The sequence below is a fragment of the Budvicia diplopodorum genome (assembly GCF_009800925.1).
Lineage (GTDB): Bacteria > Pseudomonadota > Gammaproteobacteria > Enterobacterales > Enterobacteriaceae > Budvicia > Budvicia diplopodorum.
In genome coordinates this window covers 1-1,853 of record NZ_WOYF01000036.1, presented here as the reverse complement: position 1 = coordinate 1,853, position 1,853 = coordinate 1, and the positions used below count along the sequence as shown (strand labels likewise).

Below are 1,853 nucleotides of genomic sequence, written 5' to 3'. Positions count from 1 at the left end.
CCACCACCGACCCCGCCTGCGTGCCGATGGTACCGGCATTGTGTACGCCGACGCCGTCTTCGGTACCAATCAGCCGAATGCTGTTGGCATACATACCGCCGAGGGCGGCAACGTCAACGGCAAACTGAGGGCTGTCGGCGTCGTTTTTACCCAGTTTTTCGATTTGAGTGGTGTCGGCACTGACCCGGTTTTTACCCGCCACCACGGTTAATTCTTTGGCCCAAATCCCGGCATTGACGTCAACGGAGCGGGCAATCAGGTCGGTGTAGTCCTGCTGGTTACTATCCAACCCTCGGCCCTGCACCACGATTTTACCCTGCGTAACGGTATACCCGTCCAGATTACCGTTGTTAACGACCGGCGTACCGGTGGTCAGCGTGGCGCGGTTAGCGTTGATAAATCCGCAGCCGTCACAGGTGATACCCGACGGGTTGGCAATCACTACCTGCGCTTTTTTACCGGCCACTTCGATATAGCCGTTGAGCTTGCTCGGGTCGCGGGAGTTTACCTCATTGAGAATGATTTTGGCTTCGCCCTGCGCTAGCCACGGGTTAGCGGCCACGTAGCCGCCGAGCTGGGTAGTGGCCGGGGCGTTGGCGTTATTTAAAATCACGCCTCGCTGGTCCACGTCAAACTGCGAATAGGTATTGCGCGACACCCCACCGGCGCTCGGGGTTTGGATATTCACCTGCGGCGTGCCGTTACCGCTGTTGATAACCGTAGGCTGCTGATTGGCCGGAGCCGCGTGGTCTGCCACGATGTCGGCGCTGGCCGGTAAGCTGATGGTCATTAACCCCAGCGCCAGGCTGGTGAACAGCGTGAGCGGAGAAATTCCGGCAATCAGCTGGCTGAGAGTATGACCGGTGCCGGAGGTCGTTGAACCGGCGCTGTGGCTGCCGGCAATGTCAGACACCACCATCAGCATACCGCGGGCTTTGTTGAATACGATGCGATAGAGATTCTTATTCATAGGATATCCGTTTCTAAAACGTGTCTATTATTCGTAGTTATATTCGTAGTTATTTCAGTAGCCAGCGGATGCGTTTGATACCAAGGGCCGGTAATTGATTTATCGATATTTTTTCCATGCCAGGTTTTTATCTTTTTCCCGGTCATCTCCCCTTTGTGATAGAGGAAGCGGCCAAATTGGTCGGGGAAAACAATATCAGTCACGATCTCTTTCATTTTGCCGGTATGGCCAAACGGCGATATCCAGTCCAGCACCCACAGGCGGTCGCCGCTGGTCCAGTCGCGCTCTTGGATCATCACGGCGGGCTGCGTGAGGTAGCGATACTCCGCCTCTTCATCCATCCACGCCCAGGCAAAATAGAACACGGGCTTTTCGTTTTCGCTTACTAAAACAAACTGTTGTTTCTTAATTGCCGGTAACAGCAGCGTCGGTAACGTATGTAACGGCGCGTCGCGGTGAGAAGGCGAATGCATCCACAGCCACACGGCGGCACCGAAGGCTTCTGCTTCGCTGTGTTCACCGCCTAGCATAAGCGGTGCGGAAATGACGTAGTTATCTATTTTCATAATCTGAGACCCGCGCCCTAGTACTGCCAGTTAAGATTGAACCCCAGCGTGACCGGATCGGTCTGGAATCCGTCTGGCTTGGAGGTGGGAATACCGGCAAATACGTCATAGCTGGTGTTCAACAGGTAGCCTCTCAAACCGGTCACTGCACCGGCCAGATGCTTACCCAAAATATATTCACTGCCTTTGCCGCCGACTTCGCCGTAGTCCATACCCAGATAAAATTCGTGGTTTTGTACCGGCTCCGGTAGCCTCCACGCCAGTTCATTGCGGGTGTACCAGCCCCGATCGGCCGACAGGCTCAGTTCACCGTCATA

At 55.0% G+C, this 1,853-nt stretch carries 3 protein-coding genes; all 3 read right to left on the bottom strand.

What is annotated here, in order from left to right; all coding sequences use genetic code 11:
* On the bottom strand, nt 1–970 hold a 970-nt coding region (locus GVI43_RS15670; RefSeq protein WP_159567767.1), incomplete at its 3' end, for a two-partner secretion domain-containing protein.
* Entirely contained in the window at nt 967–1,536 is a 570-nt protein-coding gene (locus tag GVI43_RS15665) for a toxin-activating lysine-acyltransferase (protein WP_159567766.1), read from the bottom strand. The genes GVI43_RS15665 and GVI43_RS15670, both read right to left, overlap by 4 nt.
* A gap of 17 nt (nt 1,537–1,553) precedes the next feature.
* The coding region (locus GVI43_RS15660) for a ShlB/FhaC/HecB family hemolysin secretion/activation protein (protein WP_170324345.1) at nt 1,554–1,853 on the bottom strand (300 nt) is incomplete at its 5' end.

Excerpts from the sequence above, each read along its gene's own strand:
- GVI43_RS15665 (WP_159567766.1), bottom strand. The coding sequence starts at position 1,536 with ATGAAAATAGATAACTACGTCATTTCCGCACCGCTTATGCTAGGCGGT.